The following is a 17,239-nucleotide window of genomic DNA, read 5'->3' as shown; positions in this document are numbered from 1 at the left end:
CTCAAACTCTCAGGAAGGACACGGAAAGGAGTTGGCCAAGATGGCTGCCAAGGAAGTGAAATTTGCGTCGGACGCGCGTGACCGCATGCTGCGCGGCGTGGATACGCTTGCGAATGCAGTGAAGGTGACGCTGGGGCCCAAGGGCCGCAACGTCGTGATCGACAAGAGCTTCGGCGCGCCGCGCATCACCAAGGACGGCGTCACCGTCGCCAAGGAGATCGAGCTCGCCGACAAGTTCGAGAATATGGGCGCGCAGATGCTGCGCGAGGTCGCCTCGAAGCAGAACGACAAGGCGGGTGACGGTACCACCACCGCGACCGTTCTCGCCCAGGCGATCGTCCGCGAGGGCTCGAAGGCGGTCGCCGCCGGCATGAACCCGATGGACGTCAAGCGCGGCATCGATCTGGCCGTTAGCGCCGTGGTCAAGGACCTCGAAAGCCATGCGAAGAAGGTCGGCGCCAATAGCGAGATCGCCCAGGTCGCGACGATCTCCGCCAATGGCGACGCCGAAGTCGGACGGATCCTCGCAGAGGCGATGGAGAAGGTTGGCAACGAGGGCGTGATCACGGTCGAGGAAGCCAAGAGCCTCGAGACCGAACTCGAGACGGTCGACGGCATGCAGTTCGACCGCGGCTACCTCAGCCCGTACTTCATCACCAACCCCGAGAAGCTCCGCGTCGAGCTGGATGATCCGTACATCCTGATTCACGAGAAGAAGCTTTCGAACCTGCAGGCGCTGGTACCGTTGCTCGAAAAGGTGGTGCAGTCGGGCCGCCCGCTCCTCATTATTGCCGAGGATGTCGAGGGCGAGGCGCTGGCGACGCTGGTCGTCAACAAGCTGCGCGGCGGGCTCAAGGTCGCAGCGGTCAAGGCGCCGGGCTTCGGCGACCGCCGCAAGGCGATGCTCGAGGACATCGCGATCCTGACCGGCGGCAACGTCGTGAGCGAAGAGCTCGGCACCAAGCTTGAGAACGTCACCGTATCGATGCTCGGCCGCGCCAAGAAGGTCACGATCGACAAGGACAACACGACGATCGTCGACGGCGTCGGCGCCAAGTCGGACATCGACGGCCGCGTCGCGCAGATCCGCCAGCAGGTCGAAACCACCACCTCCGACTATGATCGCGAGAAGCTGCAGGAACGGCTGGCCAAGCTCGCCGGTGGTGTCGCGGTGATCCGCGTCGGCGGGGCGACCGAGGTCGAGGTCAAGGAGAAGAAGGACCGTGTCGACGATGCGCTCCACGCGACCCGTGCCGCGGTCGAAGAGGGCATCCTTCCCGGTGGCGGCATCGCCTTGCTGCGTGCGCTTCCGGCGCTCGACGGCCTCAAAGCCGCCAATGACGACCAGCAGTCGGGCATCGACATCGTGCGGCGGGCGCTGCGCGCGCCGACGCGCCAGATCGCCGAGAATGCCGGCGAGGACGGTGCCTGGATCGTCGGCAAGCTGCTCGAGAGCCAGGACTATAACTGGGGCTTCAACGCCGCGACCGGCGAATATCAGGACCTGGTCAAGGCGGGCGTGATCGATCCTGCCAAGGTCGTGCGCACCGCGCTCCAGGACGCGGCCTCGGTCGCCTCGCTGCTGATCACCACCGAAGCGCTCGTCGCCGAGCTGCCCAAGGACGAGAAGGCAGCGCCGATGCCGGCGATGGACTATTGATTGACCTCAGGGGAGCCCGAGATCGGGCTCCCCTTTTTTCCGGTCTTCCGGCAGTGCCCACCGTCTTTCAGGGATATCGCGCGATCGCGTCGGGCTGGTCGCACTGGATGCCCGTTTTGGGCCTTGGTTTCCTCTGGGTTCGACCGCTTGCCCTGGGCAGCGCCGGCATCATCCTGGCGAGCGTCGTGCTTGCCGGCTGCGTCCTGGTAGCTGTCCATCATGCCGAGGTCGTCGCGCACCGGGTCGGCGAGCCGTTCGGCACGCTGATCCTCGCCGTCGCGGTGACGATCATTGAAGCCTCGCTAATCTTGTCGATGATGCTGAGTGGCTCGGCTAACCCTGCCTTGCCGCGCGACACGGTGTTTGCCGCGATCATGCTCATCCTCAACGGGCTGGTCGGGGCGTGCCTGCTGGTCGGTGGGGTGCGTCATCGCGAGCAGCGCTTCGTGCTCGAGGGTGTCAACGCCGCGCTGTGCGTGCTGGCGGCGATGGCGACGCTGGTCTTGGTGCTGCCGAGCTTCACCGTCGGTGCGGCCCTTCCCGGCTATTCGCGATCCCAGCTGGCTTTCATCGCCTTGGTCTCGACGACCCTCTACGCGACCTTTGTCTTCGTGCAGACCATCCGCCATCGAGACTATTTTCTGCCGGAGGGCACCGGCGACCTGCATTCGGACGCGCACGCCGTTCCTCCCTCCAACCGGCGGGCGGCGCGATCGCTCGCGCTTCTCCTGATCGCCCTGGTCAGCGTCATTCTTCTGGCGAAGACGTTGTCGCACCCGCTTGAAGCGGCGGTCGCGACGGCCGCTTTGCCGCGCGCGCTGGTCGGCATGGTGATCGCAGCCCTGGTCCTGATGCCGGAGAGCCTCGCCGCGCTCCGAGCCGCGCGGCGCAATCGTCTTCAGACGAGCCTCAATCTCGCCTTGGGATCGGCCCTCGCGACGATCGGCCTTACCATTCCCACGGTCGCCGTCGCGGCGCTGATCATGGATTGGCCGCTCTCGCTGGGCCTCGATGCGAAGGGTATCACACTGCTCGCGCTGTCCCTGATCGTGGCGGTACTATCCTTTGGAACCGGACGGACGACAATCCTGCAGGGCGCTGTTCATCTGGTCGTCCTCGCCGCGTATGTCTTCGCCATGATCGTCCCTTGAGGAATGGAGCAGGAATGATCCCAGCCAACCAGAAGGCGACCGGGTTTGCTCGCGAGCGGCGGCTAGGCGCCCGCACAGCGGTTATTCGCCGCTTGCATCGACTATCCCGAAAGCGGCTCGTCGTTTCCGGCGCATAGCGTTCGGGGCCCTGTTCTCATCTGGCGGGCATGCGGCGCAACAGGATCTCGACGCGTCGCTGCTCAGAATTCGCCCGCCACCCCGACGCGCACCGCGGTGTTCCTGCCACCCCCATAGGCGAAGCCGGCAGTGAGCGCGACGGGATCCTCGACATTGAGCCGATGCGCGATGCCGCCGCCCACTGCCTGCTCGCCGCGATAGGTCGCGCCGTTGAGAACGTAACTGGTCCGGCCCGGCTCCGACGGAATCGGCGCCGTTCCAATTGCTACAGCGGTGGCGATGCCCTGGCGCATCTCGCGCCGGTCTACGCGCATCTGGCGGTCGAGCTGGGCCAGCGTTCCTGGCCCGAAGTCGGACAGCGCGAGATTGCCCGAAGCGTCGGACGTGACATAGCGTACGTCTCCCGACTGCGCCGCCCGGCTCGCTGTCGAGCCGATGCCGGGCATACTGTAGGTCGACACGCTGGTGCCGAGCGCAACTTGACCCGCGCGGCTCGCCACCGCGCCCTCGCCGATCGCGACGCTGCCGGCCGCCCACGCCCTGGCGCCGTAACCAATGGCTACAGCCGATTGACCGTTCGCGACGCTGTCGGCGCCGATGGCTACGGCGCCGGTCCCAGTAGCGCGGTTGTCGGCGCCGAGCGCTACTGCGCCACGACCGGTCGCGACATTGGGATCACCGATCGCCACCGCTCCGGCGCCCGAGGCGCGATTGCCATAGCCGATCGCAACTGCTGCGCCGTTCTCGGCAATCGCGCCGCTGCCAAGGGCGACCGCATTGTCGCCGCTGGCGGCGGCGCCGCTGCCCAGCGCCATGGCATTTGCGCCGGTCGCGACCGGCTTGGCACCCGTCATGCCATTCATCGCCATATAGTCGGTGCGGGCGAGCGCTTGGTCGGCGGCGGTCTGCGCTGCCAAGGCGCTGTCGCGTGCGCTTTCGGCGACCGCCTGTGCGAGTTGGGCGCTGGTCTGCGCCGCGTCGGCGCGTACCTGCGCGTGGTCTGCGCGCAGGCGCGCATAGTCCGCGGTGGCCTGCGCGGTGGCCGCATTGACCAGCGCCGCATCGGCCACCGCCTTGGTCACCTGGTTGCCCGCCACGGCCTGCTGGGCAAGCGAGTGCGCGGTATCGGCACGCGTCTGCGCGGCCACGGCTTCCTGTCGCGCCGTATTCGCCGTAGACTGGGCGGTCGCGGCTTCGGCGCGAGCTGTCTCGGCGGTGGTCTGTGCAGTGGCAGCGTTGGCGAGCGCCGTACTTGCCGTTGACTGCGCGCTAGCGGCCTCGGCACGGGCGAGGTCCGCGGTCCCTTGCGCCGATGCGGCGTTGGCGAGCGCCGTATTTGCCGTTGACTGCGCGTTAGCGGCCTCGGCACGGGCGAGGTCCGCGGTTCCTTGCGCCGATGCGGCGTTGGCGAGTGCCGTACTCGCCGTTGACTGCGCGCTAGCGGCCTCACTGCGGGCGAGGTCCGCGGTTCCTTGCGCCGATGCGGCGTTGGCGACTGCCGTATTCGCCGAGTTCTGCGCTGTTGCAGCGTTGGCAAGCGCCGTGTTCGCGGTGCCTTGGGCCGTCGCAGCGTGCGCCAGCGCGCTGCTGCCCGTCGCCTGCGCCGCCGCCGCTGCCGTCACTGCGCCATTGGCCGTCGCCTGCGCCGCCGCCGCCTCGCTGCGCGCAATGTCGGCCGTGGCCTGTGCCGCGCTCACATTCTGGTTGGTCGCATGGAGCTGGTCGCCATTCACTGCATCGGTACTGCCGGCGCTCACGCTTCCCGCCGCGACATGGACGATCTTGCGCTGCTGGAGCGCGCTGCCGACCGACACGACATAGTCGGCGTCCGCCACCGACCCCGCCCCAAGCGCGATCGAGCCGATCCCGCCGGCGTTCGCGCTCCGCCCGAAAGCGAGCGCATCTGCTGCACTCGCTACGGCGCGCGAGCCGAACGCTACCGAGTCGACGCCGGTCGCAGCGGTGAATTCGCCAGGGTCGAGTTGTGCGTCATTGTCGAGATCGACCCAGCCGCCGACGGCGATGGCATTGGTCTGGCTCGCGCGGGACCAGAGCCCGATTGCAACCGAATTGTTACCCTCTGCCGAGGCGTTGGCGCCCAGGCCGACCGCGCCGGCGGCGCTTCGCGCGGCTGCGCCGACGGCGGTCGACAATCCACCGTTTGCCAGCGCGCCCGAGCCGACGCTGGTCGAGCGATCGCCATACGCCGAAGCCCAGCCACCCAGCGCCGTCGTATAGGCGTCGGCGGCATAAGCGAGGCTGCCAACCGCGGTCGCCAGCGTATCACTCGCCGCGGCGGAGGCGCCGAGCGCCGTCGAATTGGCGCCGGACGCGGTGGTGAGCGCACCCAACACCGTACTGCTTTCCCCGTTCGCCTGCGTGCGAAAGCCGATCGACGTCGAATAGCGCTGGCCGGCCTGGGCCGCACCGCCGACCGCGACGCCGGTGTCGCTCGCTAGGCCCATCTCGGTTGCGGAGATCGAACCATCGCCGTTGAAGTCCACTCCTCCGCCGATCGCCACCGATCCCGCGGCGCCGCTGCCCGCCCGTCGTCCGATCGCGATCCCGCCATTGCTCGAGGCCTCGAGCCCGATCGCGATCCCCGTACCGCTTGTCGCGCGGGCGAGATGACCAAGGGCCATGCTGTTGGCCGACGATGCAAGCGCGTCCGCGCCGAGCGAGATCGCATGGGCCGCGGATGCCTGCGACGTGCCGATGGCAATGGCGTAGTCCGCATTTGCCTGGGAGTTCGAACCCAGCGCCACACTATAAAGGCGATCCGCCGTCGCGAAGGCGCCCAAGGCGGCTGCATTTTCCCCGCTGCCATTGGAGAATTCACCGACCGAGACGGCACTCCACCCCGTTGCCGAGGCGTGATCGCCGATCGCTACTGCCAGATTGTCCGCGACCGTATCGCGGCCGATCGCGATTCCGAAATTGTTGATGGCGCGCGCGTTGTTTCCGATTGCGATGGTCTGCGACGAGAGCGCCTGCGCACGGACTCCGAGCGCAATCGCGCTCTGGCCGGCCGCGGTGGTCGTTTCACCGGGATCGATGACGCCGTCGCTGTCGAGATCCCGCCAGCCGCCGATTGCAATGGCGCCGTTACCTCCTGCATCCGCGGAGCTGCCGATCGCGACCCCCGAGATCCCCGCCGACGCGTCGTCGCCCATCGCGGTTCCGTTTGCGGTTGCCTGCGCACCCGAGCCGCACGCAAGTGCCCCATTGCCAGCCGCCGAAGGCGCAGGGCTGGGCGCTGGCGTGGTCGTGCACGTCTCTTGGGCCAGCGCCGGGGTCGCCAGCGCAAGCGCCGTCGCCAACGCCGCGCCAGCGACCGAAGTCCGCATCATGCAACAAGCCTTTCGGCCGGCCAGCCGCTCGTTGATCATGTCGTTCCCCCTCTTCCTTACCGCATCCCGACACCATGTGCCGCACGGCCGTCCAATTCCCGGCGGCAGGCCGATGAGACGTCCCGCACCATCGAAACAGGGTTCAACCCGTTTCGATGGTGCAGCAATCTGATAATGCGGGCACGACGACGCGGAGGAGTCCAAAAGTTGCATGTTAGGGTAGAAGCCGAGCCGATCCCGCCGGTCACGGTCTTCGAGGCGCGCACCGACGCCTTTCTCTCCGATCGCCGGCTTTCTGCGGCCACCGCGACCTATTGCAGCGAGATGATTGCGCTCGACGGCGGGGATTGGCCCATGGTCAAGCTGTTCAACCAGTTCGGGCGCTACATGGTCAGCTTCCTGCTCATTCATCACTACCAGGCCTGGCGCCATCATGGCGGTCCGCCGCCGACGCTCCGCCTGCTACAGTCCAGCAGCAGCCTCAGCCCGCGCCAGACCGCGAGCGTGGTCGCGGGGCTACGCGCCGGATCGTTGCTTGCGCCCGGTACCGTGGACGGTCAGCGCGCCCGGATCCTGGCTCCTGCCCCGCCGCTCACCGCGGCGATCGCAAGCTCGGCGCTCGCCTTTCTCCGCGTGGCTGACACGATCGAGGCGCCGGTGCGCCCGCGCGCGCCGATGTTCGAGGCCGATCCCGCGCTCCAGAACGAACTGATCTATCGCTCCGCCGCTTTCGTGTTCGCGCATGGCAGCCTGCTCGATCCGCACCCCGGCGTGAACCATTTCACGATCAAGGATTGCGGCTACATCGTGCTTACGGCAGTGATGGCGGCGGCGCTTGCGCCAAAGGCGGATGCGCCATCGCTTTCCTGCCGCAGTCTGGCACGTCAATGCCGGGTCTCGCGCTCGCACATCGGCAATCTGATGGCGCATGCCGAGCGAGAGCGCTGGTTCGCGACCGATGGTCTTGGCCGGCTGGCCTGGGTCGATGAAGGATTTCTGGAGAGCTTTAAAGTATGGACCGCGAGGCAGATGGCGCATCACGCGGTTCTCGCCGACTTTATTCTAGCCGAGTGAGCCGAAGATCCGCGCCGCAAGCCGCCGAAAATTGCTGTAAGCGCAGCGGCTACCAAAGATTCCTACTAGAAACTAATCTAGAGCGAAGCCGCACCTCAAAATCATCCATAGAAATTTCGACGGCTTGGCGAAACGATTTGGCGACGCACTTGTTGGTTCGCCGGAGGTGCCGATGGGCAAGGATCGCATTGTCGCTGTCGGCTTCCTCACGGATGCCGATCTCAGGCTGTTGGGAGAGCGCTTTGACCGCTATTTCCCGGTCGAGCAAGAAGACGTATTCGCCGACCTGATCGCCGAGCTCGACAAGGTTGAAGCAATTCCCTTTGAAAAAGGTGTGAGCATTCAGCGCAAATCAGACCGATGACGCCATTCAGACGATTGACTGATCGTCAGCCGCGCGTCTCGTCACATGGTTATCGGGAAAGTCGCCTTGGCCACAAACTGGCGGCCTTCAACGCGACGTTCGATCTGGCCCCCAGAGGCCTGAACGATCCTGTCAATGAGATTGAGGCCCTGGCCACCGTCACGAGCTTGACCGAACATGGTTTCCTCTCGCCAGATGAGCTCGAGACCATCGTCAGCAATGCGCCCGCTCACCTGCACCGGGGCGCCATGTTTTAGCGCGCCGTACTTCAAGCTGTTGGTAGCGAGCTCGCCAAAGGCCAGCGCAATCGTCTGCATCAGCCGGTCATCCAGCTCCACTTCAGGCAGCGAACCAATCTCGAGGTGCCCGTAAACATCCCCGAGCAGCGTCATGATCTGGCTGAATGTCTTTTTGGTGGTCGGGTCGAGTATCAGCTCCTGGACCCGGCCAAGCTGTGCAAACCGGGATGAAACCTCGCCGGCAAAATCCTGGAGCTCGGATTTGCCACGCGCGGCCATATGCACGAGCGCGGATGCGATGGTCATGGCATTGCGCAAACGATGCCGCATCTCGGCGCTCACAGCCTCAGCCCGCTCGCGCTCCTGGACTTCGGCGGTCATATCTCTGGCGATCACCAGCAAATGCTCGACCGCTTGGTTCGACCGAACCGGCGTGACCGTCACATCCCACCAGCTGGGCTTGCTCCCGATCACGCGTGAGGCAGTGAACCGCGCGACTTTCCCCGAGCGCGCCTCGTCGGCCGCTCGCTCGACCACTGGGCGCGCTTCGGCCGGCCAGCGCTCGACCCAATTCAAACCGAGAAGCTCGGACGGAGTGCGAAGCTCCATGGCAATCGCCCCGCGCTCATTCACATATCGGATCGTGCCGTCGCGATCGAGAAGCTTGATGCAGTCATGAGTCTGATCGAGCACGATGGCGAGCAGCGCGCTGGCATCCTCAAATGCACTAAGTGTATCCGTCGAAACCATCGCCGCCTCCGCATTCGGCGCAGTGTGCATTGAACTGGGCTGGTTGCAAAGAAATCCGAAGGGCGACCAATTGATTACAACCGACGCCGACCGTTCGCCGGTTATACCATGGCGACTGCATACCCTGCGTTTATGGGTTTACGTCCTAGATCCATGAATGACTGCCTTGGGGTCGTGAGCTGCCGCTTGGTGGATCTGGCCTCGCTTACGGCATGCGGCCCTATTTCGGCTGTTCAGCCATCTCGCAACAAATCCTGGAAGTCGTCATTCAGGGGATGATCCGGCGGTAACTATCGGCCAGGCCAAAGAGGTCAGCGACGAACAATTCGCGGATTAGGCCGTTGACGCGCAGGGCTCTACCAGGACTAGCGGCGTTTTGAGTACGGCGGCCACGCCATCGGCCCGGCTTCTATGGCGGCATCAGACGACCGACAACTCGGTATGCGTGATCGAGACCGTCGTTCCAGGATACCCACCCTCGGTCTCAACGGCAGCGTCAAGTTGGTTGGCGAGTGCCTCGACGATGCTGGTGCCGAGGCCCGGTCTTGCCGCCGCCAACGCTTCGGCCGTTCCAACGCCATTATCGCTGACCGACAGGGTCCAATCCGGTCCATGCGCGTGATAATCGACGAGGATCTTACCACTGCGGTCGCCCGGGAAAGCGTGCTTGAGCGCATTGATCACAAGCTCGGTGACGATCAGTCCGAGGCTGACGGAGATGTCTGCATTCACGCTGCTGTGATCGGCGGTCACCGCGATAGCGATCCGATCATGATCGTGGATCATTGATGCACCAAGGCTCGCGCAGAGCTGGCTGAAATAGCCGCGGAGTTCCACATCCCCCAATCGCGACGCCGCCAATTGCTGCTGGAGGGTGGCGATCGACATCACCCGGTGATGCGCGTCGTGGAGATGGCCCCGCACCTCCTCGGACTGCACCCGCCGCGCACTCTGCATCAGCACACTGGCGATGATCTGAAGGCTATTGGCGACGCGATGCTGAAGCTCCTGAAGCAGGATCGCCTTCTCACGCAGCAGGTCGTCCTTCAGCTTTGCGCTGATCCGCGCCTCGGTGACATCGCAGATCGTCAGGAGCAGGCGGACCTGCTGGGCATCACCATAGTCGAGCTTCCGGGCATTGAGGACGAGGCGGCGTGGCGCGGCGTCGCCCTTGAGATCCATCTCATAGGCTTCAATCCTGGCGAGATCCGAAAGGGTGGCGCCGAGTAGCGAGCGGAGTTGCGGCACGTCCCACTCGCTCGCGCCGAGCTCGAACAGCGGGCGCCCGGCCACATTTTCCGGCTTGAGCGCGAAGGCGCGATAGAAGGAGTCGCTGGCGGCAATGACGGCGAGGTTGCCGTCGAGCAGCAGCGCAGGCGCATCGGAGGAGGCGAGGATCGCCAGCGCCAGGCTGTGCGCGACGTCGGGATGAGCAATTCGATGCATGATAATGGCCCCTTCCGGGGAAACCGGGAAGCTCGCGGGAATGAAAGCTGGTCCGGGCAGTCGCGAGCCGGTCGTAGGTCGGCGATATCGACTCGCTGCCGCACTATAGCATGGTCGGCGCGCCGACCCAGCGTCTATTCGACGCTAGCCGCAGTCGGGGTCGATCGGGTCCGGGCGGCGGCTGACGTGGGGTTTAGGCAGCGCGTGTTCGTGCCCACAACTACGTGATTGCTATGCGCCCAAAATCGGTCGTTCGTGCTAAATTTGTCGTCCTGCGAAAGCGGCCATTTCTCAGCTGCCCATCGCGTCGCATTCTGATGCTGCGGGATGGCCCGCCCAGCGAGGCGGGGCTTAACGACCCGATTAGTCCGCCCAGCCAATTGCCTGACAGGCCAGGCCTGTGTGGCGCGAGGTGCTTATTATCCACCCCAAGCCCTATCGAGCAGAATCGTTACTCCTCGAATTACCGCGATTGACTTGCATTAGCAATGTGGGTAGCCCGTGCTGAAAGCAAGGGGTTCGCATGTTCCGTAGTTTTCTGTTCCGCTCGGTGAGCGTGAGCGCGCTCGCGCTGTTGCCGGTTTCGGCCCGGGCGCAGGTTGCAGATCCGCAGGCACAGGACGAGATCGTCGTCACAGGCGAAAAGGCCGAGCGTTCGCTTCAGGAGACAGTGAGCTCGGTCGCGGTGACCACCGCGCGCCGGATCGACGAAGAGAACATCCAGACCGTTCAGGAGATCTACCAGCGCACCGCCAACATGGCGGAGACCTATGGCGCTTCGGGCTTCACCATCCGCGGCATCGCCGACCGGGGGATCGCCGCGGGCGGCGACGCACCGCTGGCGACGGTCTATGTCGACGGCACCGCGCTTCCCAGGGAAATCCTCTCCGCCGCGCCGACCGACAGCTGGGACGTGCAGCAGGTCGAGATTTTCCGCGGGCCGCAATCGACGCTGCAGGGCCTCAACGCCCTCGCCGGCGCCGTGGTGATCCGCACGCGCGATCCCGGCATGGACTGGGACATCCGCGCTCGCGCCAGCGTGTCCGAATATTCGACGACCCAGTTCGCGATCGCCGCGGGCGGGCCGATCGTGCCGGGCGAACTCGCCTTCCGCGTCTCCGCCGACAAGCGCGATTCGGACGGCTTCGTCCGCAACATCACCCGCGACGTCCCCGAAGCGCCGGTCGACACGCTCAACATCCGCGGCAAGCTGCTATGGACTCCGTCGGCGCTGCCCGGCTTCGAGGCGCGGGCGGGCTATACCCGTTTCGAGGGCGATGGCGCCTATATGTTCGCCTATACCGAGACGGACCGGCCCAACTTCTGGGAAGACCGCGTCAACGCGTCGGACTTTCCCAACGCCAGTTCGGTGCGTGCCGACATAGGCAATCTCGAACTCAGCTACGAGATCGCCAGCGGCCTCTCGCTGACCAGCGTCAGCAACTACAGCGAAGTGGCGATGCGCCGCTCCTATGACGGCGACGACGGTCCCGAGAGCATCGGCTATGGCGAGAATCCGGCCGACTACCAGACATGGTCGCAGGAACTGCGGCTCAACTACAAGAGCGGGCCGCTGAGCGGGCTGCTCGGCCTGTTCTATTACAACCGCGATCAGCATTCGCGGACCGCGAGCCGGACTCTGGTACCCACGCCGGGCAGCACGATCACCGCGCTGTTGATGGGCAACGGACTCGATGCCGCCACTGCGGGGTTCGTCTCCAATCTCTATGTGACCGCGTTGCCGGCGATCCCGGTGCAATATTCCTCCGACTTCCCGATGCAGGTCGAGACCTGGGCGGTGTTCGGCGACGGCAAAGTGGCGCTAACCGACCGGCTCTCGCTCCTCGGCGGCTTCCGCTACGACCGCGAGACCAATCACGTGCAGGTGACCCAGAACGCCGAATTCGCGGGCACCTTTCCCGATCCGGCGGCCTTCGGGCCGGTCGGCTCGCCGCTCTATCTGGCGGTTACGGGAATCAACATGGGCGTGCAGGGGCTGGTCAACCAGGCCTCGGGCGCGACGCCGCCGGCCAAACGCACCTTCGAGGCATTCCTGCCCAAGGCGGGTATCGAGATGCAATGGACCGACGATGTCTCGACCGCCTTCGTCGTCCAGCGTGGTTATCGCTCGGGCGGCACGACCGCCAACACCGCACGCTCCCAGGCCTTTGCCTATGATCCCGAATATACCTGGAACTACGAGCTGTCCTTCCGCTCGCAATGGCTCGACGGTCGCCTGACGCTCAACGCCAACGCCTTCTATGTCGACTGGAAGGACCAGCAGACCTCAGCGAATTTCGGACTCAACCTCTACGACTATCACACGGTCAACGCCGGCAAGTCGCATCTCTACGGTTTCGAGATCGAAGCCAGCCACCGCGTCAACCGCGCATTCGACTGGTATGCCTCGCTCGGCCATGTGCGGACCAAATTCGACGAGTTCACCACCGATGTCGGCACCGTCACCGATCTGAGCGGGATCGAATTCCCCTATACACCGCGCTGGACGCTGTCGGGCGGCGCCAATTTCCGCTTCGCCGACGGGTTCGCTTTCAACCTCAACACCAGCCATCGCAGTGCGGTGTTCACCGACGCGGTCAAGCCACAGGATGGCTCGCGCGTCGGCGCGCGTACGCTGGTCAATGCGCGGCTGGGCTACACGCAGGACAAGTGGGGCGTGTCGGTGTTCGTCAGCAACCTGCTCGACGAGCGATACATGCAATATGACGTGACCGCCCAGCGTGGCATCGCGGTGCTCGGCGCGCCGCGCGTGGTCGGCGCGGCGCTGGATCTGCGGCTTTGAGCGGCGGTGCCTTTCTGCTGGCCGCCGGCGGATTGCTCGCCGGCGGGCTCGTTGCAGGCTGGCTGTTGCGCAAGGCGTGGCAGGCGCGGATCGAGGCTCGCCGGCCGTGGTTGTGGGGCGGCTGGGCGCTGCTGCTCGCGACGATGCTGTGGCCGGCTTGGGTGCTGGGGTCCGCGCGCGGGCCGTTCATCGCGGTGATGCTGATCGCGGTCGGCGTGCTGGTAGTCGTCGCCACAGGCATCCAGGTGCGTGCGGCGCGTGCAGGCCGTGCGAACGGCAATGACAGTCTCGCGCCCGAGCCGTCCGAGCGCCCCTCGACGGCATGGCGCGGCGTGCTGCGCTGGCTGCTCGCGGGACCGATCGGGATGATCGCAGCGATGGCGGTGGGCATCGCCTATGCCGCCTTCGCGCCGGGTGAGCCGCAGACGCGGCTGGTGATCGGGGGGCTGATCGTGCCTGTCGCCTGGGGCGGCGCGATGGCGTGGACGCTGGCCGACAACCGGATCCTGCGCGCAACCGCCGTGTTGGTCGGGACCGTGATACTGGGCTTCGGTTCGGCGATGCTGAGGGGGTTCGTATGAACGTGGAACCGGCAAAACCCGCGCGTCCGATGCGCAAGCCGATCTGGCCGAAGGTCCCGTCCGAGTTCGTCCGCGCCGTGCTCAAGGGGCATAGCTCGCTGGGCCTCGCCTTCGCGGCGCTCATCTATCTCGTCTGCCTCACGGGCACGATCGCGGTATTCTCGCACGAATTCGAGCGCTGGGAGAATCCATCCGCGCCGCGGCTGGAGACGGCATCGCCTGAAGCCGTGCAGGCTGGCTATACGGCTGCGCTCGATGCCACCGGCAAGGGCGTCGAGCATGTCTTTATCACCATGCCGGACGCGGATCTTCCCCGGCTGACGGTGACCACCGATGTCGGAGGCCACTACCGAAGCTGGGCGGCGGACGAGCGCGGGACGATCGTCGAGGCATCATCGCCCTGGACCGAATTCCTCACCCGGCTGCACATTAACCTGCATCTGCCGCGTACGATCGGCATCTTTCTCGTCGGGCTGATCGGCGTCGCATTGCTCTCATCGCTGATCTCTGGGCTGCTCGCGCATCCGCGCATCTTCCGTGACGCCTTCCACCTCCGGCTCGGCGGCTCGCGACGGCTGCAGGAAGCGGATCTGCACAACCGGCTGGGCATCTGGGCGCTGCCGTTTCACATCACGGTGTCGCTCACCGGTGCGCTGCTCGGCCTAACCACGATCATCGTCGGCGCGCTTGGCTTCGCGATGTTCCAGGGTGACGTCAATAAGGTCTACGCGCTGTTCGTGCCGCCACATCCCGTGGACAATCCCGCGCCCGCGCCGCCGCTCGATTTGAGGCCGATGTTCGCGCAGGTCGCGAAGCTGACCGACGGCCGGGTCGCCTATGTCTTCATGGAGCACCCGACCGAGATGGGCGGCGCCGCGTTGTTCAACGTCGAGGACGGATCGAACCGACTGTCGCACACCGACGCCTATACCTTCGATCGCAACGCCAAACTCTATTTCTCGAAAAAGGCCGAGGCCAACAATGTCGGCGAGCAGATCCTCGGCTCCCTGGGGGTTCTGCATTTCGGCTGGTTCGGCGGCAGCGTCGTCAAGATCGCTTATGGCCTCCTGGGCCTCGGTCTCACGTATCTGGCGGCGAGCGGTGTGACGATCTGGCTCGCCCGGCGGCGCGACAAGGGACGGTCGGCACCGGGCTGGGAGCGCGTGTGGACCGCGGTGGTATGGGGCCAGCCGGTCGCACTGGTCGCGGCAGCCGGCGTGACTTTGGTCGGGATCGGCGTAAGCATGTCGCTGGCGTTGGCGATCTGGGGCGGCGTCACGGTCGCGGCGCTGGTTGCCGCCGCGCTGCTGCCCGCTGCACCGCTGTCGCGCTTGGGCAAGATTGCAACCGTGGGCCTGTTGATAGCCCTTGCGCTTGCACACATGGTGTTGCGGGGCGGCGAGGATCCGATCGCCTGGACAGTCAATGCCGTCCTGATCGGGCTGGGCCTTGTGCTGCTCTGGTTTGCGCGCAGCGCAGGCCGCGCTGCTGCGGTCTGATATTGAACACTGGGTTCAACCGCACACCAAGCTTAGCACGCCAGGTTTAGCTTTGTACGCGCTATGCTTGGCCGCACCCTGGCTTGCTCGTCATCGCCGAGCTTGCGCTCGAAATCACTAGGTCTGCTTCCCGGTTGGACAGACTAGAAGCGGAAAGCCAGCAACCGGCCCAGACGGCGTCAGAATGCGAACGGCGGTATTCCCGATTTCGCGGCGCAAAGCGGTCGGCGCGCTAACCTCCATATGCCCCGGGGTCGCGCGTTGGGAAACAGACTCCGAAGCGGATCGGTGGAAATGGTAGCAACGCAACTTGCACTCACCCGCAAAGCGCTTGCACTACCTTGCCCGCGGGTTCGACGGCGATCGTGACGCGATTTTCTCGGAAATCGTGCGTGACCGCGTCGCCGGGTGCGATCCGCCGGATCAGCTCCGCGCCCGTAACCTTCCTGACCTGAGCGTCTTCGGGTGCGGCCTGCCCGACCAGCATCGACGCCGCCTCGGGGCGGCACACATGCGTGGCCCGGCTCTCCTGAGTGTTCGTCGTGCATGCCCCGGCGATTGCGGCGGCACCAATGAGCGTGGAAACCATCATTTTCATCCGCGTGATCCTCCTCGACCGATAGTATCGTGGCCAACCTGAACGTAGACGAAGCAGGTTTATCGATCCCGTTCACATCAACTAGGAGAAGATGCACCACGCGGATTCCTGACGGGATCGCCGATTGGCACCGGTTTGGGATTGATTCCCGGCGGTCGGCTATGGTGCCGCCAGCCGACCAGGACTATTCTTGCGGCCTGGATCGAGATTAGGATGCTAGGGCGTTCATAATCTCCCGCAGCGCATGGCGGCGGCGTGGCGGGTATCGACACGCTGACCGGCGCCGCTGATGGTGCCCGCTTGATCGACTGGCTGAACGGCAGTCCGCTTTCATGTCCCGGGAACTCGAGAGCTGCCAGTCAGCTAACGGCCCAATTTGCGTCATCCCCAGATTGCGCCTTCGCTACTTTTGAGACATAGTCTCGTACATGGAACGGAGCGCTGGCAGCCGTTCTGTGGGATCATCCTGCCAGGCATAAACACGTCCGCTCGTCATGGCCGGACGGCCGCTGCTGAGCAGTGGGCATCGCTTGCATCATCCGCCTCTTTGAGCGGCGGACCGCCGGCATGCAGGCAAAACCATGACGATCGATACAGTGAACGACATCTACGCACGCGAAGTCGTGATGGCGCGCGTCGGCCATCTCATCCGACGCAAACAGTATGAGATCGAACGGATCGCGCGCATCCTGCGCGGCTGCTTCGATCCCGATCAGGTGCTGGCGCCCGAGCCAGGGCGCATCACACGCATTCTGCTGATCGGTCCCTATGCGCGGCGCGGCTGGTATGAGGACAAGCACACGCTCCAGTTTTCGGACTACGAGCTGTGGGTCATCGTCAACCATCCGCTGTTCACTGAAGAGCGCTGCTGGTGCCGTGCGCGCAACATCATCGAGCGCGAGCTTGGCAATCGCTGTGCAGTCGATCTGAACATCCTGTCCAAGGCGGATGTCAGAGCTGCGCGGGCCGAGCGCGACCACTTCATCCTCGACCGGATTGAGGCCGGGATCACGCTCTACCGAGCTTCACGCGACGCGCCACTTAACGCGCGTGAAGCATCGCCGCGGAGGTAGGAACATGCGACTCTCTGCCCTGCAGATTCGCGCACGGATCGCGTATTGGCGAAGCATCGACCGCAGTGGCCTCGACAGGGAGCGCCGGGATATTCAACCGGCACGCTTGGAGCGCCTGCGGGCAGCGTTCGCGAGCATGCCGGCACCGACCCGCGACATCTTCGCGATGCACCGATTCGACGATCTTCCATATGATCGCATCGCGGTTCGTCTCGGGATCGAAGTCGATGAGGTCGAGGCGCATATCGCCGCTGCCCTCATCCATCTGTGTCGTGCACTGGACGACAATCGTTGACCGCATCGCCTTCAGCATCGGAAGCGAATGCCCGCTTGCCGCGTCGATGCCATAGCGCCAGCGCTTGCTCACGCTCCTCGCTTCGCAACTTGGCCGCGACCGAGATGAACGCGCCATAGAGCGTGGCGCGATCGTCGCCGGTCAGCTCGACCAAACCGGCCTTCACGACGAGGCCGCCGAGTTCGATCAACTGGCGCGTGCGCTCGCGGCGCTTCACG

At 65.2% G+C, this 17,239-nt stretch carries 14 protein-coding genes; 9 read left to right on the top strand and 5 right to left on the bottom strand.

Annotated elements, in window-relative coordinates; translation table 11 throughout:
- The first annotated feature begins 40 nt into the window (after positions 1 to 40).
- Both groL and OK349_RS17520 read left to right on the top strand, forming a co-directional pair.
- Complete coding sequence (gene groL / locus OK349_RS17525) at positions 41 to 1,660, top strand: chaperonin GroEL (RefSeq protein WP_265119196.1); 1,620 nt, start codon at positions 41 to 43, stop codon at positions 1,658 to 1,660.
- A 53-nt stretch (positions 1,661 to 1,713) separates the two neighbouring features.
- Positions 1,714 to 2,811: a calcium:cation antiporter gene (locus OK349_RS17520; protein ID WP_265119195.1), complete on the top strand. Its 1,098-nt coding sequence runs from the start codon at positions 1,714 to 1,716 to the stop codon at positions 2,809 to 2,811.
- A 200-nt stretch (positions 2,812 to 3,011) separates the two neighbouring features.
- Here the strand turns inward: OK349_RS17520 and OK349_RS17515 are convergent, their stop codons facing one another.
- Positions 3,012 to 6,122 carry a YadA-like family protein gene (locus tag OK349_RS17515; protein ID WP_265119194.1) on the bottom strand — a complete coding sequence of 1,037 codons (3,111 nt, stop codon included), beginning with the start codon at positions 6,120 to 6,122 and terminating at the stop codon, positions 3,012 to 3,014.
- A gap of 384 nt (positions 6,123 to 6,506) precedes the next feature.
- Between OK349_RS17515 and OK349_RS17510 the strand changes: the two genes are divergently transcribed.
- Positions 6,507 to 7,373, top strand: a complete 867-nt coding sequence (locus tag OK349_RS17510; protein ID WP_265119193.1) for a hypothetical protein — start codon at positions 6,507 to 6,509, stop codon at positions 7,371 to 7,373.
- A 124-nt stretch (positions 7,374 to 7,497) separates the two neighbouring features.
- A complete protein-coding gene (locus tag OK349_RS17505) occupies positions 7,498 to 7,737 on the top strand; it encodes a hypothetical protein (RefSeq protein WP_265119192.1) in 240 nt (79 codons plus the stop codon).
- Between the two features lie 41 nt (positions 7,738 to 7,778).
- On the opposite strand, the gene OK349_RS17500 is transcribed toward OK349_RS17505, so the two are convergent.
- On the bottom strand, positions 7,779 to 8,756 hold the full coding sequence (locus tag OK349_RS17500; RefSeq protein ID WP_265119191.1) for a PAS domain-containing protein: 978 nt from the start codon (positions 8,754 to 8,756) through the stop codon (positions 7,779 to 7,781).
- Positions 8,757 to 9,146: 390 nt separating this feature from the next.
- A complete protein-coding gene (locus OK349_RS17495; RefSeq protein WP_265119190.1) occupies positions 9,147 to 10,172 on the bottom strand; it encodes a sensor histidine kinase in 1,026 nt (341 codons plus the stop codon).
- Between the two features lie 523 nt (positions 10,173 to 10,695).
- On the opposite strand from OK349_RS17495, the gene OK349_RS17490 reads away from it, so the two are divergent.
- Genes OK349_RS17490 through OK349_RS17480 form a run of 3 tightly spaced genes read left to right on the top strand, consistent with a single transcriptional unit; the run spans position 10,696 to position 15,055 of the window.
- A complete protein-coding gene (locus OK349_RS17490; RefSeq protein WP_265119189.1) occupies positions 10,696 to 12,975 on the top strand; it encodes a TonB-dependent receptor in 2,280 nt (759 codons plus the stop codon).
- Complete coding sequence (locus OK349_RS17485; RefSeq protein WP_265119188.1) at positions 12,972 to 13,556, top strand: hypothetical protein; 585 nt, start codon at positions 12,972 to 12,974, stop codon at positions 13,554 to 13,556. The genes OK349_RS17490 and OK349_RS17485 overlap by 4 nt, the downstream gene beginning before the upstream one ends.
- Positions 13,557 to 13,585: 29 nt before the next feature.
- On the top strand, positions 13,586 to 15,055 hold the full coding sequence (locus OK349_RS17480) for a PepSY-associated TM helix domain-containing protein (protein WP_265119187.1): 1,470 nt from the start codon (positions 13,586 to 13,588) through the stop codon (positions 15,053 to 15,055).
- A gap of 316 nt (positions 15,056 to 15,371) precedes the next feature.
- Here OK349_RS17480 and OK349_RS17475 read toward each other — a convergent pair whose 3' ends face one another.
- Positions 15,372 to 15,653 carry an I78 family peptidase inhibitor gene (locus OK349_RS17475; protein ID WP_265119186.1) on the bottom strand — a complete coding sequence of 94 codons (282 nt, stop codon included), beginning with the start codon at positions 15,651 to 15,653 and terminating at the stop codon, positions 15,372 to 15,374.
- A 596-nt stretch (positions 15,654 to 16,249) separates the two neighbouring features.
- On the opposite strand from OK349_RS17475, the gene OK349_RS17470 reads away from it, so the two are divergent.
- Both OK349_RS17470 and OK349_RS17465 read left to right on the top strand, forming a co-directional pair.
- Positions 16,250 to 16,726, top strand: coding sequence for a hypothetical protein (locus tag OK349_RS17470; RefSeq protein WP_265119185.1), 477 nt, complete (start codon positions 16,250 to 16,252; stop codon positions 16,724 to 16,726).
- Positions 16,727 to 16,730: 4 nt separating this feature from the next.
- Complete coding sequence (locus tag OK349_RS17465) at positions 16,731 to 17,021, top strand: sigma factor-like helix-turn-helix DNA-binding protein (RefSeq protein WP_265119184.1); 291 nt, start codon at positions 16,731 to 16,733, stop codon at positions 17,019 to 17,021.
- Here OK349_RS17465 and OK349_RS17460 read toward each other — a convergent pair.
- The gene (locus OK349_RS17460) at positions 16,984 to 17,238 is read right to left on the bottom strand and encodes a conjugal transfer protein TraD (protein WP_265119183.1); all 255 of its coding nucleotides are present in this window, start codon (positions 17,236 to 17,238) and stop codon (positions 16,984 to 16,986) included. The two genes, OK349_RS17465 and OK349_RS17460, sit on opposite strands and share 38 nt — an antisense overlap.
- Position 17,239: the final 1 nt, after the last annotated feature.

Origin of the sequence: Sphingomonas sp. BT-65, assembly GCF_026107375.2 — a bacterium.
In the GTDB taxonomy this organism is placed as follows: domain Bacteria; phylum Pseudomonadota; class Alphaproteobacteria; order Sphingomonadales; family Sphingomonadaceae; genus Sphingomonas.
This window is presented reverse-complemented; position numbering and strand designations above follow the sequence as displayed.

What these genes read in the sequence shown, in the direction of transcription:
- groL (WP_265119196.1), top strand. Translation starts at nt 41, where the DNA reads ATGGCTGCCAAGGAAGTGAAATTTGCGTCGGACGCGCGTGACCGCATG.
- OK349_RS17515 (WP_265119194.1), bottom strand. Translation starts at nt 6,122, where the DNA reads ATGGGCGACGACGCGTCGGCGGGGATCTCGGGGGTCGCGATCGGCAGC.
- OK349_RS17500 (WP_265119191.1), bottom strand. Translation starts at nt 8,756, where the DNA reads ATGCACACTGCGCCGAATGCGGAGGCGGCGATGGTTTCGACGGATACA.
- OK349_RS17495 (WP_265119190.1), bottom strand. Translation starts at nt 10,172, where the DNA reads ATGCATCGAATTGCTCATCCCGACGTCGCGCACAGCCTGGCGCTGGCG.
- OK349_RS17490 (WP_265119189.1), top strand. Translation starts at nt 10,696, where the DNA reads ATGTTCCGTAGTTTTCTGTTCCGCTCGGTGAGCGTGAGCGCGCTCGCG.
- OK349_RS17480 (WP_265119187.1), top strand. Translation starts at nt 13,586, where the DNA reads ATGCGCAAGCCGATCTGGCCGAAGGTCCCGTCCGAGTTCGTCCGCGCC.
- OK349_RS17475 (WP_265119186.1), bottom strand. Translation starts at nt 15,653, where the DNA reads ATGAAAATGATGGTTTCCACGCTCATTGGTGCCGCCGCAATCGCCGGG.
- OK349_RS17465 (WP_265119184.1), top strand. Translation starts at nt 16,731, where the DNA reads ATGCGACTCTCTGCCCTGCAGATTCGCGCACGGATCGCGTATTGGCGA.